18 protein-coding genes are annotated in these 18714 nt (G+C 45.2%); 14 read left to right on the top strand and 4 right to left on the bottom strand.

What is annotated here, in order from left to right:
- The first annotated feature begins 20 nt into the window (after positions 1-20).
- From KQI32_RS07685 to mutY, 4 genes are read left to right on the top strand one after another with little or no spacing between them, the layout of a single operon-like run.
- Positions 21-572, top strand: a complete 552-nt coding sequence (locus KQI32_RS07685; RefSeq protein ID WP_216424574.1) for a helix-turn-helix domain-containing protein — start codon at positions 21-23, stop codon at positions 570-572.
- Positions 573-595: 23 nt separating this feature from the next.
- Complete coding sequence (locus KQI32_RS07680; protein WP_177692075.1) at positions 596-2260, top strand: AMP-binding protein; 1665 nt, start codon at positions 596-598, stop codon at positions 2258-2260.
- A gap of 12 nt (positions 2261-2272) precedes the next feature.
- A complete protein-coding gene (locus tag KQI32_RS07675) occupies positions 2273-2851 on the top strand; it encodes an NUDIX hydrolase (protein ID WP_177692076.1) in 579 nt (192 codons plus the stop codon).
- The gene (gene mutY, locus KQI32_RS07670; protein ID WP_177692077.1) at positions 2829-3887 is read left to right on the top strand and encodes an A/G-specific adenine glycosylase; all 1059 of its coding nucleotides are present in this window, start codon (positions 2829-2831) and stop codon (positions 3885-3887) included. Before KQI32_RS07675 ends, mutY begins: the two co-directional genes overlap by 23 nt.
- 72 nt (positions 3888-3959) lie before the next feature.
- Here mutY and KQI32_RS07665 read toward each other — a convergent pair whose 3' ends face one another.
- Entirely contained in the window at positions 3960-4943 is a 984-nt protein-coding gene (locus KQI32_RS07665) for a hypothetical protein (protein ID WP_177692078.1), read from the bottom strand.
- Between the two features lie 182 nt (positions 4944-5125).
- Here KQI32_RS07665 and KQI32_RS07660 point away from each other — a divergent pair, with 182 nt between their 5' ends.
- The 5 genes from KQI32_RS07660 to KQI32_RS07640 all read left to right on the top strand — a co-directional run bounded on the left by KQI32_RS07660 (position 5126) and on the right by KQI32_RS07640 (position 8636).
- A complete protein-coding gene (locus tag KQI32_RS07660; RefSeq protein WP_177692079.1) occupies positions 5126-5893 on the top strand; it encodes an ABC transporter ATP-binding protein in 768 nt (255 codons plus the stop codon).
- A complete protein-coding gene (locus tag KQI32_RS07655) occupies positions 5880-6707 on the top strand; it encodes an ABC transporter permease (RefSeq protein WP_177692080.1) in 828 nt (275 codons plus the stop codon). The genes KQI32_RS07660 and KQI32_RS07655 overlap by 14 nt, the downstream gene beginning before the upstream one ends.
- Before the next feature lie 33 nt (positions 6708-6740).
- The gene (locus KQI32_RS07650) at positions 6741-7745 is read left to right on the top strand and encodes an ABC transporter substrate-binding protein (protein ID WP_177692081.1); all 1005 of its coding nucleotides are present in this window, start codon (positions 6741-6743) and stop codon (positions 7743-7745) included.
- A 14-nt stretch (positions 7746-7759) separates the two neighbouring features.
- The gene (locus KQI32_RS07645; protein WP_177692082.1) at positions 7760-8077 is read left to right on the top strand and encodes a hypothetical protein; all 318 of its coding nucleotides are present in this window, start codon (positions 7760-7762) and stop codon (positions 8075-8077) included.
- A 157-nt stretch (positions 8078-8234) separates the two neighbouring features.
- Positions 8235-8636 (top strand): acyl-CoA thioesterase, encoded by a 402-nt coding sequence (locus tag KQI32_RS07640; RefSeq protein WP_177692083.1) that lies wholly within the window; start codon positions 8235-8237, stop codon positions 8634-8636.
- A 9-nt stretch (positions 8637-8645) separates the two neighbouring features.
- On the opposite strand, the gene KQI32_RS07635 is transcribed toward KQI32_RS07640, so the two are convergent.
- The 3 genes from KQI32_RS07635 to KQI32_RS07625 all read right to left on the bottom strand — a co-directional run bounded on the left by KQI32_RS07635 (position 8646) and on the right by KQI32_RS07625 (position 11959).
- A complete protein-coding gene (locus tag KQI32_RS07635) occupies positions 8646-8870 on the bottom strand; it encodes a hypothetical protein (RefSeq protein ID WP_216424573.1) in 225 nt (74 codons plus the stop codon).
- Complete coding sequence (locus tag KQI32_RS07630; protein WP_216424572.1) at positions 8867-9046, bottom strand: hypothetical protein; 180 nt, start codon at positions 9044-9046, stop codon at positions 8867-8869. The genes KQI32_RS07635 and KQI32_RS07630 overlap by 4 nt, the downstream gene beginning before the upstream one ends.
- Positions 9047-9493: 447 nt before the next feature.
- Positions 9494-11959, bottom strand: a complete 2466-nt coding sequence (locus tag KQI32_RS07625; RefSeq protein ID WP_216424571.1) for a hypothetical protein — start codon at positions 11957-11959, stop codon at positions 9494-9496.
- A gap of 260 nt (positions 11960-12219) precedes the next feature.
- Here KQI32_RS07625 and KQI32_RS07620 point away from each other — a divergent pair, with 260 nt between their 5' ends.
- From KQI32_RS07620 to KQI32_RS07600, 5 genes are all read left to right on the top strand, one after another.
- A complete protein-coding gene (locus KQI32_RS07620) occupies positions 12220-13221 on the top strand; it encodes a hydroxyacid dehydrogenase (RefSeq protein ID WP_216424570.1) in 1002 nt (333 codons plus the stop codon).
- A 262-nt stretch (positions 13222-13483) separates the two neighbouring features.
- On the top strand, positions 13484-14833 hold the full coding sequence (gene gdhA, locus KQI32_RS07615) for an NADP-specific glutamate dehydrogenase (RefSeq protein WP_216424569.1): 1350 nt from the start codon (positions 13484-13486) through the stop codon (positions 14831-14833).
- 578 nt (positions 14834-15411) lie between these two features.
- Positions 15412-16701, top strand: a complete 1290-nt coding sequence (locus KQI32_RS07610; RefSeq protein WP_216424568.1) for a cation:proton antiporter — start codon at positions 15412-15414, stop codon at positions 16699-16701.
- A 255-nt stretch (positions 16702-16956) separates the two neighbouring features.
- The gene (locus KQI32_RS07605) at positions 16957-17580 is read left to right on the top strand and encodes a TetR/AcrR family transcriptional regulator (protein WP_177692130.1); all 624 of its coding nucleotides are present in this window, start codon (positions 16957-16959) and stop codon (positions 17578-17580) included.
- Between the two features lie 24 nt (positions 17581-17604).
- A complete protein-coding gene (locus KQI32_RS07600) occupies positions 17605-18678 on the top strand; it encodes a Gfo/Idh/MocA family protein (RefSeq protein ID WP_177692129.1) in 1074 nt (357 codons plus the stop codon).
- Positions 18679-18714: the final 36 nt, after the last annotated feature.

The raw sequence follows: 18714 nt of genomic DNA, 5'->3' as shown, positions 1-18714 counted from the left end.
AAACGGAAAGGATCATTGTTATGAAAAAAGAATTCAATGAGATTTCGGCGCGGATCAGGGAATTGCGTGAAGTCTGCGGATATTCCCAGAAACAGCTGGCAGAAGAGCTTGGCATCGATGAAAGCGTTTATGCGGGCTACGAGCTAAACGGGGAGAATATCCCGATCAGCGTCATTTATGAAATTGCCAATAAATTCGGCGTGGACTTTACAGAGATTGTTACAGGTGTCGGTGCAAAACTTGACACCTACCATATCGTAAAACGAGGAGAAGGCAAAAGTGTCAGCAGATATCCAGGATATCGGTTTGAGGATCTGGCTTTCCGTTACAGCCATAAAATTATGCAGCCCTTGCTGGTAACCTTGGATCCGTCGGATAAACCGGCTGATTTGGTAGCTCATTCCGGTCAGGAATTTAATCTTGTACTGGAAGGTTCCGTGGCGGTTGTGTTTGATGGAAAAGAACTGATTTTAAATGAGGGAGATTCCATTTATTTCAATCCCACTCATCCTCACGGGCAGAAATGCCACGGGGATAAAAAGGCGAGATTTCTTACAATGATTGCTGAGTAATAGAGGAAAGAGAGATTTTACATATGATATTAGATCGTTTTTTACCCAGAAAGGAATTTGACTCCTATGAAGATTTCAAGGAGAATTACATGGTAAACACGCCGGAAGATTTCAACTTTGGGTTTGATATCGTTGACGGCTGGGCAAAAGAGCAGAAGGATTACAGAGCTTTGGTCTGGTGCAATGACCACGGCGAGGAGTATACTTTTACATACGAACAGATGAGTAAATTAAGCAACAAAGCGGCGAACTTTTTTCAGTCGAAGGGCTTAAAGAAGGGCTCCGTCGTTATGCTTATTTTAAGAAGACGCTGGGAATACTGGGTATGTGCGACGGCGTTGATAAAATTAGGAGTTATCTTTATTCCCGGAACCTTGCAGCTTACCAAAAAGGATATCGCATACCGTGCAAATGCCGCGAATATTGAAATGTTCCTCTGTGTAAACGACAGTTATGTCGTGGAACAGGTTGAAAAAGCGCTTCCCGAAATGCCGTGCGTGAAAAATATTGGCCTTGTCGGAAATACGGATAGAGATGGATGGTTTAATTTCAATAGGGAAATCGAAAACTGTTCAAATGAATTGGAAAGACCTGTGGGGGAGAACGCGGTAAAAGGCTCCGATATCATGCAGATCTATTTTACATCCGGAACCACGGGGATGCCAAAGATGGTTATGCATAACCATTTCCACCCTCTTGGACAAATCGTAACAGCAAAATATTGGCAGAGGGTGCAGGAAAACAAGCTTCACATGAGCGTTTCCGATTCCGGTTGGGCGAAGTTTGGCTGGGGTAAAATTTATGGTCAGTGGTGCTGCGGCGCAACCGTTTTCTGTTATGATATGGATAAATTCATTCCCTCCAAGCTTTTAGAAATCATGCAGAATTATAAACTCACAACCTTTTGCGCGCCGCCTACCATGTACCGCTTTATGCTTCAGGAGGATGTAAAAAGCTACGATTTATCCAGCATAGAAAACTGGGCAACCGCAGGGGAACCGCTGAATGCTGAGGTTTTCAACCGGTGGCTTAAACTCACGGGAGGGAAAATCCATACCGGTTTCGGTCAGACAGAGGGAACGGTTCTGTTCGCCGATTTTGAATGGTTTGAACCGATTCCAGGGTCAATGGGAAAGCCTTCCCCCATCTATGATATCCGGCTGGTAAATGAAAACGGTGAAGTTTGTGACAGCGGGGAAGAGGGCGAAATTGTTATTTTCAATGTGAAGAAAAAACCGCCTGTTGGTCTGTTTGTAGGCTATTATAAAAACGAAGAGCAGACAAATCTTGCGATGGGAGACGGAAACTATAATTTAAAAGATGTTGCCTGGAGAGATAACAATGGTTATTATACCTTTGTCGGACGGCATGATGACGTTATCAAATGTTCCGGATATCGGATCGGCCCCTTTGAGGTGGAAAGCGCGCTGATCGAACACCCCGCGGTTGTTGAGTGCGCCATCACCGCGGCTCCTGATCCGATAAGAGGCCAGGTGGTCAAGGCCACGATTGTTCTCGCAAAGGGTTACACCGCCTCGGACGAGCTTGTAAAGGAGCTGCAGAATCATGTTAAAAAAGCAACTGCGCCCTATAAATATCCGAGAATTGTCGAGTTTGTTGATGAACTTCCAAAAACATTAGGAGGAAAAATCAAACGGGCTCAAATCAGAAACAATGATCATAAATAAGGATATCTGCCAATGGATTACAGAGAACAGATAAAGCGGTATCAGCCCCGATGTGAGCAGGAGAAACGGGATAAGGCCATGATGCTGGAGCTGATGGAAAGCTGCGGTCAACGCCTGCTTTGGCGCGACTGCCGGGCAGTACACTTTACAAGCTCCGGGTTTATATTGAATCAGGATTTGGATAAATGTCTGTTTGCGTATCACCGCATTTATGATGCATGGGGATGGACAGGAGGGCATGCCGATGGGAACGGCGATCTTTTGCAGGTTGCCGTCAAAGAGGCAAAGGAGGAGACCGGTCTTGTGCAGGTTGACCCTCTTTCGTTTGAGATTGCTTCTCTTGATATTCTGCCGGTGCATGGCCATTGGAAAAACGGAAGTTATGTAAGTCCCCATTTGCATCTGTGCGCCGCCTACCTTCTCATTGCGGACGAGGATCAGCCAATCCGTCCCAAAAAGGATGAAAATACCGCTGTAAAATGGATATATTTATACCAAATTGAGCAATATAGCCGAGAACAGCACATGCTGCCGATTTATCGGAAACTGACGGGAAGGATTAGAGAAAATGGTATTGGGATGGATCGTTGAACCGCTTCTTGCGTGGTATGACAGGAATGCCAGAGTGTTGCCCTGGCGGGAGGAACCGACGCCTTACCGGGTGTGGATTTCCGAGATTATGCTCCAGCAAACCCGGGTGGAGGCGGTAAAGCCTTACTTTGAGCGGTTTGTGTCACAGCTGCCGGATATCACGGCGCTGGCTGAAGCGGATGATGATAAGCTGATGAAGCTCTGGGAAGGGCTGGGGTATTACAGTCGGGCACGAAATTTGAAAAAAGCAGCGCAGCTCGCTGCGGAGGAGTTTGGAGGTAGGCTGCCTGCCGCATATGACGAGCTTTTGAAATTGCCGGGCATTGGGCCTTATACCGCAGGGGCGATCTCCTCCATTGCTTTCGGCATACCCGCGCCGGCTGTGGACGGCAATGTGCTGCGGGTGATTACCCGTGTGACGGCAGACTACTCCAATGTGAGCGATTCGAAGGTAAAGCGGGAGATGGAAGAGAAGGTTCGGGATATTCTTCCGCCTGCAAGAGCAGGAGATATGAATCAAGCCTTGATGGAATTGGGAGCCACAGTTTGTTTGCCGAACGGTCTGCCGAAATGTGAGATTTGTCCTCTGAAAGAGATCTGTGAGGCGGAAAGGCAGGGAAACCCTTTGGATTTTCCCCAAAAGAATACAAAAAAAGCACGGAAAATAGAGGAGAAAACGGTTCTTCTATTGATCTGCGGTAAAAAAACAGCGATCCGAAAACGGCAGGAAAAAGGGTTGCTGGCAGGGCTATATGAATTTCCCAACCTGGACGGGTATCTCAGCGACGAGCAGATACGAAGACAGGTTGAGAAATGGGGAATGCAGATGGTTTCCATAAAAGAGACGGGGAAAGCGAAGCATATTTTCAGCCATGTGGAATGGCATATGAAGGGCTTTCAAGTTGATGTGGAGCAGGAGAGCGCTCGGTTTCTCTGGACAACCAAAGAAGAGCGTCAGGACCGTTTTCCGATCCCGTCAGCCTTTCAGTTTTATACGAAAATATTAGAGAAAGAACAGGGGAAAGCCCCTTATTGAAGCAAAAGAATAACGCCAAAGGATCCTATCGATCCTTTGGCGTTTTTTATCTCTTATGTTTTGAATGATGGCTTAGCAGATTTCTCTCACGTTGAGGATGACTTTCTTGTTTACAACCGTCTCCGCTTTCATTGTAGGAGAGATCATCAGCGCGGAAGTGAATACCAGCTGGCCGTCATTGCTGATATCGATGTTGGGTGCGACCAGCTGGCTGTCATAACAGAATCCGACCAGCAGTCTGGGATCTTCAAAACAGTTAATACGGGGCAGACAAATTTCAGGCAGCATAAAGCTGGTGCAGTGACAGGACGTAATCGGTTCATCCATATCAATGATAAACTTGAACTTAAAGACGCCTGAATTGGACGTAACTGTCCCGCACAGAACGAAAGATGCCTGATAGGTGATGGTCGTACCCATCGGAGCAACGATCAGCGGAGCGGAAGAATTTCTCCCTTCCAGCGTACATATGTCATTGTAAATTGCATTGTTGAAGTTGGCCAGAGGCAGTTCATACATGTTTCTGCTGTCTGAAATCACTGCGGAAGGAATGTATTTATTAATGACAAATGCCGTGTTCGGAAGGGTTGCTGTTGGAAATGCAACGTCGATCTTGGATTCATAAGCCAAAACCTTAAAGCAGGAATCACTGTCTAAAACCGGCTGAGCACAGGAGCATCCGTTGCAGTCTGTGAATTCTGCAATCAGGTCGCAGTTCTGAGGGGTTAAACGTATCATTTCGTTTAACTGGGTACCTTGAACAGATTTGGAATCAACAATCTGGTTGACATAGGCAAAGATATCTTTTGATTTGCCCCCGCTGTTTCTATCAGGTGTTATGCCTTCACAGCAAAAATTTTTTACAGGCGGACATTCCGGAACGTTACAGAAATCGTTTAACCGGATTTCATTGTTTTCTGCCTGCGTCTCATGGCTGCATCCGCATCCGCATGTGTTTTCGGGCTCGCGGTCACATCCGCATCCGCAGGAACCATCGCGTTTTAAAATTTTGGTGTTATTTGAAAAAATGTTATTACTGTTATTACAACTCATCATTGTAACCTCCTTCACAAGCAGTTTATGCAGGAGAGAAAAGAAGTGCCTTCCTTTTTTGAAAATTATTCTGGGGAGTTGAATATCAAAACAGAGAGACCGCTGAAGGAGCCAAAATTTATTTTACACCAAAATCATCTTCTTTTAATAAGATAAAGTATAGAAGGAAAAAGAGGTGATGAAAGTTGAACGATATGCTTGTACTGAAACATATCAGTGAAAAGTATCAGGACAAAACCGGCGAGGTGGAAGCCTTAAAGGATATCAATTTATCCATCCGCCGGGGAGAGTTTATTTCTATTGTAGGTCCCAGCGGCTGCGGGAAATCCACATTGCTTTCCATCATATCCGGACTTCTGAAACCGACTTCCGGTGAAATATATATTGCAGGGGAACCGATAAACGGCATCTCCGATAAGGTGGGCTATATGCTGCAGAAGGATAATCTGCTGGAATGGCGCACGATCTATAAAAATGTGATTCTAGGGCTGGAGATCCGGCACATGCTCACAAAAGAAAACATAGCGTATGTGACAGAACTTTTGAAAACCTATGGCCTATTTGAATTTAAAGACAAGTATCCCGCCCAGCTATCCGGCGGAATGAGGCAGAGGGCGGCGCTTATAAGGACTTTGGCCACACGCCCGAAACTTCTTTTGCTGGATGAGGCGTTCTCCGCGTTGGATTATCAGACTCGTCTGGCGGTGAGCCAGGATGTCTATCAGATACTGAAAAAAGAGAACCAGACGTCTGTCATGGTAAGCCACGATATCCCGGAGGCCATCAGCATGGCGGATCGGGTTGTCGTTCTGACAAGAAGACCCGGGATGGTTAAAAGCATCTACGAAACAACTTTTGATATGGAAGAGCGGGAACCTTTAAAAACCAGGAAAATGCCGGAATTCAGCACATATTTTAATACGATTTGGAGCGATCTTGATGTACATCTCTAATCAAAAAGCAGGGCTCTCCAAAGAGAGAATCTCCTACTTAAAAAGAACGAAATTAAGAAAAATATCTATATTTGTTGTCCAGATATTGCTTTTGGCCGGCTTTTTTGCTGTTTGGGAAATCTGCGCTGATTTAAAGATGATCGACAGCTTTATCACAAGCCAGCCTTCCCGCATTTTAAAAACCTTTGCGAACCTGTCATCAAACGATCTGCTGCTTCATCTGGGCGTCACCTGCTATGAGACAATCGTTGGTTTTCTGCTGGGCGCGTGTATGGGTACCCTGACGGCTGTTATCCTATGGTGGTCGCCCTATATATCAAAAGTCTGCGAGCCCTTCCTGGTGGTTTTAAACAGTCTGCCGAAAATTGCGCTGGGGCCTATCATTATCATCTGGGTCGGTGCGGGAACCAACGCTATCATTGTGATGGCTCTTGCCATATCGCTGATTGTCACAGTGCTGGAGATGTTAAACGGCTTTATGCATACGGAGCAGGAGAAAATTAAAATGGTCCAGACCTTCGGTGCGACACGCAGACAGATTTTCACGAAGGTGATTTTTCCGTCCAATCTAAGTACTCTGTTCAACTCGCTGAAAATCAATATCGGACTTTCTCTGGTAGGCGTTATCGCAGGGGAATTCCTGGTTTCCAAAGCGGGGCTTGGATACCTTATCGTGTATGGAGGGCAGGTATTTAAACTGGATCTGGTCATGACCAGCGTCATCATCCTTTCGGTGGTTGCGGCTCTTTTATATGAGGGAGTCGTGCTGCTGGAAAGGCTGGTAAATAAATGTATCAACCACACAGGCGCTTAAAGCGCCTGTGTATCTTGTGAAAGGAGTGTTTCCATGAAAAAAGTCAAAAAATTTCTTTGCATCCCCCTTCTGTTTGCAGTCGGTGCTTTCTGTTTTGCCGGGTGCGGAGGAGAAAAACTGCAGAAGGTACGGGTCAGTGAGGTGACTCATTCCGTCTTCTATGCGCCTCAGTATGTTGCCATCAATAAAGGCTTTTTTGCGGAGGAGGGCATTGAACTGGAACTTTCCAACGGACAGGGGGCAGATAAGGTAATGTCTGCCGTGCTCTCCGACCATATTGACATCGGTTTCGCAGGGCCGGAGGCTTCCATCTATGTATACAACGAGGGGAAGGAGGATCACACTCAAGTGTTCGCACAGATGACACAGAGGGATGGTTCCTTTTTGGTAGGGAGAACTCCAGACGATCCTTTTGACTGGGCCAAAGTCAAAGGTTCTGTTGTTCTTCCGGGAAGAAAAGGCGGCGTTCCCTATATGGCTCTGGAATATGTCATCAAATCCAAAGGGCTGACGCCCGGACAGGATGTCACGCTGGACGACAGTATCCAATTTGCCCTGATGGCAGGTGCGTTCACAGCCGGAACAGGAGACTATGTGGCTCTGTTTGAACCGACTGCTTCCATGGTGGAAAAGGAGGGGAAGGGATACGTACTCTCCTCTATCGGACAGGAAGCAGGCGAAATTCCATATACGGCCTACTTTGCAAAGAAAAGTTATATCCAGAAGAACGCTGATATCATCCAGAAATTCACCAATGCTATCTATAAGGGACAGCAGTGGGTTGCAAATCATAGTGCAAAGGAGATTGCCCAAGTGATTCAGCCTTCTTTCCCGGACACAGATCTGGAACTCCTGACAACCGTGGTGCAGAGATATCAGGATATCGATGCCTGGTCAAAAGATCCGGTGATGAAATCCTCTTCCTTTGAACTGCTCCAGACAGTTATGACGTCAGCGGGTGAGCTCTCCAAAAAAGCACCGTATGAACAGATCGTCAATAATACATACGCAGAAAAGGCAAAAGAGACAAACAAATAGTAAGGGTGGTCTTTATGAATACGACTCAATTGCTGGTCAATATTGCGGCCAGGGACCCGAATGGCAGTATATTAACGATCTATCAGAAAGAGAAAAAACAGACCGGCAGAATTCTCTTTCACAATAAAATTTATTTTGTCGGCGCGATGTTTACAGGAAACACACCAAAAATTGACCGTATTGAAGGCGAAAAGACCATAATCAAATGCATTTTTGATCTGGAGGAAGGCGAGTATTGCTTTCAATATAGAATAAGAGAAAGAGTCTTGAATGAACTTTCCTGCGTAAAATCCAATTGCTGTAATATCATCGATTTTTATGTTTTTGATTGAACTTTTTCAGAAATTGGATATAATAGAGAGCAGAAGCGATTTGCTTCTGCTCTTTTTTACGCGAGAGAGGTGAAACGCCACGAACAAGAAAAATCTTGTTCAGGCTCTATACTTATCAAAAGCAGCCAATCTGTCTGAAAGAAAGGAAATAGAAGAGATGAGAAAGACAAAAAAAGTATCCGATTCCACTGTTACCATGGTACAGCAAGTGCTGCCCAACGATACCAATCCGCTGGGAAATCTTTTGGGAGGAACTCTGATGCACTGGATGGATATCTGTGCAGGACTTGCCGCCGCACGGCACGCCAATGAGGCGGTGGTAACGGCGGCGGTTGACCACATCGATTTTAAGCATCCCGTGCGCATGGGGGAAATGGTCACGCTGACAGCAAAACTTACAAAGGTGGGCAGAACCTCCATGAACATCAGCGTGGAGGCGGTTGCGGAAAACCTGAAAACGGGAAATACGATTATTGCCAACCGTGCAGACTTTGTTTTTGTGGCGATGGACAGCGAATATCAGCCTATCGAAGTGCCTTTGCTGGACATAGACGAGTGAGTTCCTTAATTATTTTTTCCCACAATCCGCTTTTATCGCGTTCAGAATCTCCTGTTTGACAGCGGATATACGCGCGCATTCCACAGCGTCTATCTGAAAGCGGCAAACCTGCAGTTCGTGATAGATTCGGAATTGTTCCAGGTTGAGCGTATTCATCAGCTTTTCTTCCAGTTCATGAAGTTGGTTCGATAGCTTTCGGTACCTTTCTGAATCTGTATCTAAACGAGAAGTCATAAAATATCCCTCCTATCTATAGAAGGGATATCTTTTTGACGTTCATTCAGGTAGGATTTCAGAATAGTCTCGATAAAATTGGAGAGAGTTCGGTTTTCCAAACCTGCAAAATACAGCAGTTGATCAATCAGTTCTTTTTCTAACCGGAAGCTGCATACTTTTCTTTCGATTCCCATGGAACCACCTCGATTTGAATATTATAGTTTTATTTTACATCAATGGGAAGTCGGAATCAAAGTTTATATTGTATATAATCGTATTACGCTGTAAGCACTCACCTGGCAAGCAGAAAGAAGGCAAGATAAAAAATAGGAACCTCTCGATGAGAAGTTCCTATTTTACTGCTGAAAACAAACGAAAAAGCCGCCTGCCTGTCATTCCGAGAAACGAGAAATCTCCCAGCTTATAACTGCGGGCAAGATGTCCCCCGCCTCTTAAGGTGGCGGGTTCCATATCCGCAATCAGCGGGAGTACAATCTCCCGCTGATTGCGGTACTGCTATGCAGTGCCCTTGTCCTCGTTGAATGACGGGGCAAGCCCTTATTGAATCCCCAGGCGAGTCAGCTTTGAGATTCTTCGCTTCGCTCAGAATGACAGGTAGGGAAATAAGGGAAAAACCGATTTTAAGGGGTTATCCGCCAATCGGTTTTTACCGTGGTAAAATAGCTCCCGTTGATTTTTACATCCAGCTTTACCAGACAGCTCTCCGGAAATTCAATCCGGTCCGGCTCAAAGGTTTCCACTTCCTGCGCAATGATATAAGGCTCCCATTTTTCCTTTTCGGCGGCGGTCATGGAATCCAAATCGCTTTTTTCCGCCAGACGCTCTATTTTTGCTGTCCGCGACAGGGTTATCTTTCCGGTTTCCGTACCGTTTATAATGGCGGAGACTTCATAATCTCCAACTTCGTCCAAAAGGGCAGTGATCTCTGCCGTACCATCCCCGCTCACAGCGGCGGTTCCCGTCTTTTTCAAAACTCCGTCTTTCCATATATGGATTTCGCTTTTGATATTTGAGGCGTTAGCAAACTGCAGAAAAACCTTGTTGTTCTCGTCGGTCGAAGAGCCTATCAGGGATGCCTGCACAGCATAGTCCATTTTGATCCGCTTGATCACGGTCTGCTGGGTTTCCTCTATAAAATACAGATAGCCATCGTCCCCTTTTACCAGTTCGGTGAGAGGGGCGTTTTCGCTGGAACCTGGCAGAACCTTTTTTGCTTCCAGCGTGTTCGGGTCAACCACATACAGGATATTCCGGATAGTCGCATAGAGGTAACCGTTGTCAAAGAATATACGGAAGGGGCGCCACTGCCTTCCATAGCTCATAGGCTCATAGCTTTTTGATTTTACCAGCTCCAGCGTATCGGGATTCAGAGCAAACAGCGCACCGCTGCTCACACCCCACAGCAGATTATCCGGCCCCATCTCAAGATCACCGATAAAGGTGATTGCCTGTGAGGTTTGGGGGAGCTTCAGCGATGATGTTCCGGCAAGCTTTTGCTGAGCGATATCGTAGACCGCAACCTGTGCCGATTGTTCCACCGGATCGATTCCCAGACCGCCATAGATGCAGGAAGACAGAAAGATTTTTCCGTTCCGGAAAGCCAACCCGGTAATGCTCTGATTCGGAATGATATTCTTTTTGACCGTCCATTGCTTTGTCCTGCGGTTATAAAGGGAAAGCGCGCCGCCCACACTGTTATAATCCGCTACGGTTCCGGCAACCAGATAATCGCCGAAGACCTCTAGGGCAAAAGGGCGGTCCTGCCCGTCAGAACTGAGGGCTTTCAGCAGGGTTGGATTTGTGCTGTCAAAGGGCTTAGAAGGATCTAATTCGTGAATTTTCGCACCGGGGTATACCCCCAGATACACCTTCCCGTCTGACACGGCAATTCCTTCCGTCTGACCGGAGGAAAAACGGTTCTGGCTTTTTTGATTGACATCATATTCCACGCCGATGGTGGACATATATGTGCTGTAATACAGCTTGCCTTCCAAGTATCCCAGTCCTCGCAGCACGGCGGGACAGGATTGCAGAGCATCCTTCACACCCCGTGTCTTTCCAGTGACAGGATCCAGATAGGCAATCGTCCCATCGAAAAAGACATGTACAAAAGTGAGGTTTGGCAGGTAGCTGTCATTTTTTAGCATGACAGCCCCGCCCCGCCGGAAGCCAGTATTGTATTTGATATCCGTCTGAGTTACCGTCTCGGATTCCAAATCAAATTCCTGAATATATCCGCCTGCAGGGAAATAGCATTTGCCGTTTATTTCAGGGGAGGGGTACAGTCCGTTTGCTCCGGATACCGGCGGAAGCCAGCGGTTCTCAGGAATATGGTAGATGAGCCATTTTCCGCCTGCGTCCGATTCCGTATAGCTGATAAGATAATCCCTCACAACCCGGGAGGAATAGAGAGATGTAATCTTGAAATTGGTATCAGGCAAGGCGATTTCGGTAAAGACGCCGGATGAAAGGTCATATTTTTTCAGCCGGGTATTCGGAGCTTTGCTGCCGATATAGAGAGAACCCTTATAATAAGACATAGATTTGGCATACTGGGCGTCGGGAAACACAACCCCTAAATCGGTGAACACTCCGGTTTTCGGATCGAATTTAATCAGCTTGGCCCTCTTATAGGTACTGATATAGACATTGTCCTGATCATCTACAGCCATGGCAAGACCAGCGCTTTCCCCGGCAACAGAGCCCAAATCCTCAAATTTGCTCAGGGCAGGAGTATAGCGGTACATTTTACAGTTGTTATAGGTTGTCAGATAAACCCGGCCCTGAGAATCCACTGCGTGAGACCAGACCGTGGCTTCCTCGTTCAGATTATAAGACTCTATCAGCTTTCGGGCATCCAAGTCAAATACATTGAATTTTCCCGGCACGCCGGAGGTGGTCGTGCACAAAATGTTTGTCCCGTTTTTCTGCGATACGATGCAGTCAGGCGTCTGGCGGTAGTCGGTAATGGCGGTGTCAGTAAGGGATTCATAACCGCTGAAGGAAACATTGTCCAGATCGGCTGCTGCCACCGGAACCGCTGATAGGATCATAGACGCCAGGAGCAACAAAGCAAATTTTTTCATTTTCCAATCACCTGCTTTCTCTTTCTATCTCTATTTTATCCGAAACGGGGAGGTTATTCAATCCTATTCCCTGTGCATTCTTTGTCATTTTTCAGGCATATCTTGAACAAAGCTATCATTTGTTTGCTCAAAAGGGTGCAAAAGTTGCTGATCTTTCAGAAAATTCACTTTTTCCATCTGAAATTCTTGATATTTTTTTGACAGAGTGTTATAATACACCCGTATATCAATATTTAAGCTGAAAAATAGGAGGAAGCAAAATGAAGATACTGGTAACTTCACCAACGGGGTACGTGAAAGATACCTTTTTCACCGATCGTTCCAAAAAGATGTTGGAAGATCTGGGGGAAGTAGAATACAATCCGTATGACAGACATTTTACCCCTGAAGAACTGAGGGATAAGCTGGAAGGCGTAGACATTTTAGTTACAGGCTGGGGTACGCCTGCACTGACAGAAGAAGTGATTGCAAAAGCGGATAAGCTGAAAATGGTTGCACACACTGGGGGAACGGTAGCCAGTTTGGCCACCGATGCTGTGTATAACCGCGGCATCATCGTTTTAAGCGGAAACCCTGTCTTTGCGGAATCCGTTGCAGAGAGCTGTGTGTGCTATATTATGGCAGCGCTGAGGGATATTCCGAAATATGATAATTTGGTAAAAGCCGGCGGATGGAGATCCACTGCCTATTATAACGAGGGTATCATGGATAGAACCATCGGATTGGTCGGGTTTGGTATGATTGCAAAATTCTTTGCAAAAATGCTGCAGCCTTTCCACTGCAATATTAAGATTTATTCCAGTTACCTGACACAGGAAGAGGCTGCAAAATATAATGCCACCGTTGTTCCTTTGAATGAAATTTTTGAAACCTGCGATATTATTTCAGTACACTCTGGCTCCAACCCGAAAACATTTCATCTTGTCGGGGAAGAACAGCTAAAGAAAATCAAGGATGGCGCATTGCTTGTCAATACGGCCAGGGGTGCGGTCATTGATGAAGAGGCTATGATTCGTGAATTGGAAACGCTGCGGTTCAAAGCCGCTTTAGACGTGTTCACGAAAGAACCATTGGATCCGGACAGCAAGCTGAGATATCTTCCCAACGTTTTGGCAATCCCGCACATGGGCGGTCCGACCATTGACCGGCGTGAATATGTGACAATGGCTCTGGCGAAGGACATCAAGGAATTTAAAGAAGGCAAAAAAGACGGTTTTTATTGCCAAATTTCCGCAGCGTATGCGAAGAATCAGACAAGATAACCATTACAAATACATAGAGGAAAGGCCTGCCTGTCAAAGGTGGGCCTTTTCAATGAAGTCCTTTTTTCTTCCAGTGATAGAATAAAATGTCCAAATATTGAAAGTTGGCAATCGGAGAAATTGCAAAAAGCGATATTTTTTCATATTTTTTATAGGAATTTGAAATTTATTTAAAAAATTTGTTGCATAACATTCAAAAATAAGGTATAATTAATGGTGAGACTTGGGAAAAAATATCAATGATATATGGAGGAACAGATCTATGGAATTTAAAAATCCAGAAATGGCAAAAATCTATGAAAACGTCTGCAAAAGAAATCCTCATGAACCGGAATTTCTGCAGGCAGTGAAAGAGGTTCTGGAATCTCTGGAACCGGTGGTGAAGAAAAACCCGATTTACCTGGAAAAAGGTGTAATCGAAAGAATGGTTGAGCCGGAAAGGGTTATATCCTTCCGCGTATCCTGGATGGATGACAACGGGAAAGTGCAGGTAAACAGAGGGTTCCGCGTACAGTTTAATTCTGCAATCGGACCTTATAAGGGCGGACTGAGACTGCATCCTTCCGTAAACCAGAGTGTTATCAAATTTCTCGGTTTTGAACAGGTGTTCAAAAACTCACTGACCACTCTGCCGATGGGCGGAGGAAAAGGTGGATCTGACTTTGATCCCAAAGGAAAATCCGACAATGAAATCATGCGGTTCTGCCAGAGCTTTATGACAGAGCTTTCCAAACATATCGGCGCAGACACGGACGTTCCCGCCGGGGATATCGGCGTAGGCGGAAGAGAGATTGGCTTTCTGTACGGTCAGTATAAACGTTTGAGAAATGAGTTCACCGGCGTTCTGACCGGAAAAGGACTGACTTACGGCGGTTCTTTGGCAAGAACTGAAGCGACCGGCTATGGTCTGTGCTACTTTGCAAATGAAATGCTCAAGCAGAAGGGCAAATCTTTCAAAGATCAGACGGTTGTCATATCTGGTTCCGGAAACGTTGCAATTTACGCTACGGAAAAGGCACAGCAATATGGCGCAAAAGTCATTGCACTGTCGGATTCCTCCGGCTATATCGTGGATGAAGACGGTATCAAATTGGATACGGTAAAACAGATCAAAGAAGTGGAGCGGAAACGGATTTCCGAATATGTAAAATATCATCCGAACGCAAAATTTGTAGAGGGCTGCAAAGGCATCTGGACGGTTAAGTGCGACATCGCACTTCCCTGCGCAACCCAGAATGAGCTGGACGGAGAGAGTGCGAAAGCACTGATTGCGAACGGCTGTTACCTGGTTGCAGAGGGTGCGAATATGCCTTCCACACCGGAAGCAATCGAAGCCTTCCTTGCAAATGACGTATACTTTGGCCCGGCAAAGGCAGCGAACGCCGGCGGTGTTGCAACTTCCGGTTTGGAGATGAGCCAGAACAGTGTCAGACTTTCCTGGACATTTGAAGAAGTTGACGAAAAGCTGCATTCTATTATGAAAGACATTTACCGGAGTGCATACGATGCGGCAAAAGAATACGGCTGCGAAGGCAACTTGGTTGCCGGTGCGAATATCGCAGGTTTTCTAAAGGTTGCAGATGCAATGATCGCTCAGGGTGTTGCATACTAAAATTAGAATAACAGAAAATATACAAAAAACTCTTCCTCATTCGGCATAAAATGGGGGAGAGTTTTTTATGTTCCTGCCGAATATGTTTTTTTCTATAGACTGCGGAGGAAAGTTGAGTGTAAACAGGGGATTTATCTAAGCATAGAATACCGTATCCGAACCCGCCGCAACCAACCAAAAACAGAATTTTTCTGTGTTGTCGGGTTTGTCATACGACGATATGCCTGCACCCTTTCGCCTTGAAAACTTCTCATTTTATGATTGCTTTCGGTTTGCAATTTTTTTGATTCGATTTTTTGTCAGGACGAGGAAAAAGCACAGGGTATACTGGCGTATGCGCGAGCATTTTGACGACGTAATGGCGGAAAAGCGTTCAAAAAAACGGGTTCGTATACGGTACTCTAATGCTTAAGTATTAGGGAGCCGAACGCAATAGCATAAAAGGTGGTCATTTGTTGCTTGTGCACAAAAATAGTTAATTTTTTAACAAATTAATGGGAGGCATTTTTGGGTTAGATATGGTATAATAACCGAGCCTGGTTACAGTATGTCAAATAGTGAGGAAAGGGATGAGGAAAATGCTGTCATACAATTATTTGTTTGATATCGCATTGATTTTATTAAGCACAAAATTGTTAGGGCTTTTGACAAAGAAAATCAGAATGCCGCAGGTTGTAGGGGCTTTGCTTGCGGGTTTAATCTTGGGACCTGCCATGCTGAATGTGCTTCAGGAGACAGAATTCATCAAGCAAATGGCGGAGATCGGTGTGATCATCCTGATGTTTACGGCTGGCTTGGAAACAGACATCAATGAACTGAAAAAGACAGGAAAAGCATCTTTTCTGATCGCACTTTTTGGTGTTGTTATACCGCTGGTTGGCGGATTCTTGGTGGCACACTTCTTCCATGAAGGAAATGTGGAAGGCGGCCCCAGCGTCTTTTTACAAAACGTATTTATTGGGGTGATACTGACTGCTACTTCGGTCAGCATTACGGTAGAAACGCTAAAGGAATTGGGAAAGCTGAATACCCGTGCAGGAAATGCAATCCTTGGAGCTGCCTTGATTGATGATATTCTGGGGATTGTAGCCTTGACATTGATCACCAGCCTTGCAGACAAAAATGCGTCGGCGGGAATCGGAATTGTATTGTTGAAAATTGTGGCTTTCTTTGTGCTTGCCGCTACGGTAGGTGTTGTATTTTATAAATTTTATGACAAATGGATCAGAAGATATCAGAAGGATATGAGGCGTTTTGTCATTGTTGCATTCGTGTTTTGCTTGCTTCTGTCTTTTGCGGCGGAAAAGTTTTTCGGCGTGGCCGATATCACAGGCGCTTTTCTGGCCGGACTAATCCTATCAAAATGTAAAAGAAGATCCTATATTGCCGCCCGGTTTGAGACAACCTCCTATATGCTTTTATCCCCTATCTTTTTTGCAAGCATTGGCATTAAGGTGGTTCTGCCTGAAATGAACGCCGGGATTATTTGGTTTACCGCGATTTTGGTGATTGTGGCTGTTTTCACAAAGATTGTGGGATGCGGCCTTGGCGCAAAGATATGCCGGTATAAAAACAGCGAATCGCTTCAAATCGGAGTCGGCATGATCTCGAGAGGTGAGGTTGCGCTGATTGTAGCCAGCAAGGGCGCTGCAGTGGGATTAATGAATTCCTTGTTTTTTGGCCCTGTTGTTGTGACGGTAGTGGTGACCACTATTATCACGCCGATTTTGCTGAAACTTGTCTTTCAGAAAAAACAGGTCGAACCGATCCACAGCGAATTAATAGAACAGTATGAAGAGGTGCAGAAGTTGGAGGATGCGGAGGAACATATCATCGACTATATTGAGAAAGAGAAAATAGGAAAATAGGAGCGCAGAAGGGAGCAGCCGCCGGGTAAGGAAAAGGCGGACGCTCCTTTTTAGGTTGTGATATTGCCGAAAACAGAGCTTTAAGCGTTCTTTCCTCTTCTGAAAAACGTTTTTATGGATATTCATATTGCACAAAAATATCTTCTTTTTTTGTATACAACTTTTTGATTCAATTTTGATATTCATATTGACAAACAAAAAGCAAAGTGTTACACTGTAACTAATTAGTTACTTGCGTTGTGATGGGGGTTTATCATGTCCGAGGAAATCAGGCGAGAAGAAAACAAAACCCGTGAAATCATATTGAAGACAGCGGAGGAAGAGTTCGCTAACAAAGGTTTTTATGGAGCAAGAGTTGATGAGATTGCCAGAAATTCGACCATCAACAAACGGATCATTTATCAGAATTTTAACAGTAAGGAACAGCTGTATAAGGAGGTTTTGATTCACGCGTATACGAAGATGGCCAAAGCGGAATCAGAATTGTTTACCGTTCAGGAAAATGCGACACAGACGATAAAAAACCTGATCCGAATGTATTTTGATTATCTGAAATCCAATCCGACCTATGTTAGCCTTATTTTATGGGAAAATTTACACAAGGGATTGTATGTGAATGATCTGGATTTTTCCAACATTAAAAACAAAGTTTATGATTTCATATATAAAGTGCTCCAAGCAGGAAAGAAGACCGGAGAATTCCGCGGGGATTTCAATGAGGATCAGGTTATCCTCTCCATCCTCACCTTTACGTTCTCCTATTTTTCGAATCGGTATACACTGTCCAATCTGCTCAAAGGAAAAGTGGATTTTGAAAAGGATTATGACGAGCGGATTGCGTTTGTCACCGATATGATACTCAAAACGATAAAAAATTAAATTATATATACAGGGGGATCTATTATGGCTGAACAGGTAAAAGTTCTTTTGGTAGGCGCTGCATTCAGTGCGGACCTACATATGGATGGCTACTCCAGATGCACAGATATCGCAAAAATCGTCGCTATCTGCGACAAGGTGCCGGGAAAGCCGGCTGAAATTGCCGAGAGATACGGCCTTTCTGACGTGGCATACTATGACGACTATAAGACGGCAATTGACAATGTGGACTGTGATGTGGTAGATATCTGCCTTCCTAACTTCCTGCATTATGAAGTTGCGATGTATGCGTTCTCCAAAGGCAAAAACGTTATTACAGAAAAACCGATTGCAACAAAAGTAGAACACGGCATTGAAATGCTGGAGGCAGCTAACAAAGCGGGAAAAAAATTATACTACGCTGAGGATTGGCTGTTTGCACCTGCTCTGAACAAAGCGATGGAACTGGTGGAAGAAGGTGCGATCGGAAGACAGATGTATATCCGTGCAAGGGAATGTCACTGTGGTTCCCATTCACCCTTTGCTCAGTCAATTGAATTCTGCGGCGGCGGCAGTATGATCCACCTGGGATGTCATCCCATCGGGTTTATGCTGTCTATGAAGAACAATGAGTGGACGGAATTGGTTGCGATGACTTCCGGCGGAAAAGAAAACAATATGTGGCACACCGGTATGGAAGGCGAGGACTGGGCAGCCGTTATGATGAAATTCGCTGACGGAACCAGCGCGCTTCTGGAAGCAAATTATCTGGCCACCGGCGGAATGGAAGACAGCATCGAAATTTACGGAACGGAAGGAAAGATGGCGATCGACCTGACTTTCTCTTCTCCGATTCATTTATATTCCATTCCCGGCGTGAACTACACAGTGGAAAAAGCGGAAATCACAACGGGCTGGTCCAGACCCGCTGTGGATGAGAAATATAATCTTGGTTATGTGGCCGAAATCAGACATTTTATGGAGAGTGTCCGTGACAATAAAGATGCGAAAGTAGGGCTGCGCGGCATTGACGGTTTGGAAATTTTGAAAGTTGTTAATTTAATTTACAAATCTGCAAAAGAAGGGGTTAAAATTATCAACCCTGCTTTAAATAAGTAATTGTACTTGTGTGAAAAACATATGAAAGAGGAGTAG

It is taken from the genome of Acetivibrio sp. MSJd-27 (genome assembly GCF_018918095.1).
GTDB lineage: Bacteria > Bacillota > Clostridia > UMGS1840 > HGM11507 > HGM11507.
This window is presented reverse-complemented; position numbering and strand designations above follow the sequence as displayed.

What these genes read in the sequence shown, in the direction of transcription:
- KQI32_RS07640 (WP_177692083.1), top strand. Translation starts at nt 8,235, where the DNA reads ATGAGAAAGACAAAAAAAGTATCCGATTCCACTGTTACCATGGTACAG.
- KQI32_RS07680 (WP_177692075.1), top strand. Translation starts at nt 596, where the DNA reads ATGATATTAGATCGTTTTTTACCCAGAAAGGAATTTGACTCCTATGAA.
- KQI32_RS07665 (WP_177692078.1), bottom strand. Translation starts at nt 4,943, where the DNA reads ATGATGAGTTGTAATAACAGTAATAACATTTTTTCAAATAACACCAAA.
- KQI32_RS07630 (WP_216424572.1), bottom strand. Translation starts at nt 9,046, where the DNA reads ATGGGAATCGAAAGAAAAGTATGCAGCTTCCGGTTAGAAAAAGAACTG.
- gdhA (WP_216424569.1), top strand. Translation starts at nt 13,484, where the DNA reads ATGGAATTTAAAAATCCAGAAATGGCAAAAATCTATGAAAACGTCTGC.
- KQI32_RS07625 (WP_216424571.1), bottom strand. Translation starts at nt 11,959, where the DNA reads ATGAAAAAATTTGCTTTGTTGCTCCTGGCGTCTATGATCCTATCAGCG.
- KQI32_RS07605 (WP_177692130.1), top strand. Translation starts at nt 16,957, where the DNA reads ATGTCCGAGGAAATCAGGCGAGAAGAAAACAAAACCCGTGAAATCATA.
- KQI32_RS07600 (WP_177692129.1), top strand. Translation starts at nt 17,605, where the DNA reads ATGGCTGAACAGGTAAAAGTTCTTTTGGTAGGCGCTGCATTCAGTGCG.
- KQI32_RS07675 (WP_177692076.1), top strand. Translation starts at nt 2,273, where the DNA reads ATGGATTACAGAGAACAGATAAAGCGGTATCAGCCCCGATGTGAGCAG.
- KQI32_RS07645 (WP_177692082.1), top strand. Translation starts at nt 7,760, where the DNA reads ATGAATACGACTCAATTGCTGGTCAATATTGCGGCCAGGGACCCGAAT.
- KQI32_RS07685 (WP_216424574.1), top strand. Translation starts at nt 21, where the DNA reads ATGAAAAAAGAATTCAATGAGATTTCGGCGCGGATCAGGGAATTGCGT.
- mutY (WP_177692077.1), top strand. Translation starts at nt 2,829, where the DNA reads ATGGTATTGGGATGGATCGTTGAACCGCTTCTTGCGTGGTATGACAGG.
- KQI32_RS07655 (WP_177692080.1), top strand. Translation starts at nt 5,880, where the DNA reads ATGTACATCTCTAATCAAAAAGCAGGGCTCTCCAAAGAGAGAATCTCC.
- KQI32_RS07620 (WP_216424570.1), top strand. Translation starts at nt 12,220, where the DNA reads ATGAAGATACTGGTAACTTCACCAACGGGGTACGTGAAAGATACCTTT.
- KQI32_RS07650 (WP_177692081.1), top strand. Translation starts at nt 6,741, where the DNA reads ATGAAAAAAGTCAAAAAATTTCTTTGCATCCCCCTTCTGTTTGCAGTC.
- KQI32_RS07635 (WP_216424573.1), bottom strand. Translation starts at nt 8,870, where the DNA reads ATGACTTCTCGTTTAGATACAGATTCAGAAAGGTACCGAAAGCTATCG.
- KQI32_RS07610 (WP_216424568.1), top strand. Translation starts at nt 15,412, where the DNA reads ATGCTGTCATACAATTATTTGTTTGATATCGCATTGATTTTATTAAGC.